This is a genomic window from Comamonas granuli NBRC 101663, from assembly GCF_000739995.1.
Classification (GTDB): domain Bacteria; phylum Pseudomonadota; class Gammaproteobacteria; order Burkholderiales; family Burkholderiaceae_C; genus Simplicispira; species Simplicispira granuli.
On sequence record NZ_BBJX01000033.1, the window covers coordinates 1 to 770 of the forward strand.

Sequence of the window (770 nt, forward strand, 5' to 3'; positions counted from 1 at the left end):
AGTACCTGCCGACGAACACCACGGACTTCACGGCCGGGGCGCAGCGCCTGATCGACAAGCTCAAGGACCAGCCGGGGCGCAAGATCATCTTCATCATCTGGGCGGGGGCGGGCAACCCGTTCAAGATCGCCGACCTGGATCTGAAGCGCTACGGCATCGAGATCGCCACGGGCGGCAACATCCTGCCCGCTATGGTGGCCTACAACCAGTTCCCGGGCATGGAGGGCGCGACGTACTACTACTTCGGCTTCTCGCGCAACCCGGCCAACCTGTGGCTGGTGACCAACCATTACGGCCGCTACAAGGCGCCACCGGACTTCTTCACCGCCGGCGGTTTTTCCGCTGCCATGGCGCTGGTCACGGCCCTCAAGGCGACCAATGGCGACACCAGCACCAACAAGCTCATCAAGACCATGGAGGGCATGGTGTTCGATACGCCCAAGGGCTTCATGCGCTTTCGCCAGGAAGACCATCAGGCCCTGCAGAGCATGTACCACTTCCGGGTGGCGCACGGCGCGCGCCCTGGCACCATGGCCGATCTCAAGCTCGTGCGCGAAATTCCGCCGCAGGACATGGATCTGCCCGTGCGCACCGCGCGCTGAGACTGGTATTAACCCTGACAAATCCCCAGACATTTGTTTGAAAATAAGACAATTTGATTGTCCTGTTTTCAGTCAACTGTCCTGTCGTCCCTGAAAACACCATTGAAAATCAAATACATGCATGCTGGCACGAACTGTGCAATAGACAGGCATTACCACTGGAGGCAA

General features: G+C 59.2%; 1 protein-coding gene. It reads left to right on the forward strand.

Annotated features, from left to right (window positions below):
• Positions 1-602 (forward strand): ABC transporter substrate-binding protein (locus CGR01S_RS16070; RefSeq protein ID WP_042429722.1); only part of this gene is annotated, 602 nt, incomplete at its 5' end.
• Between the last annotated feature and the right edge of the window lie 168 nt (positions 603-770).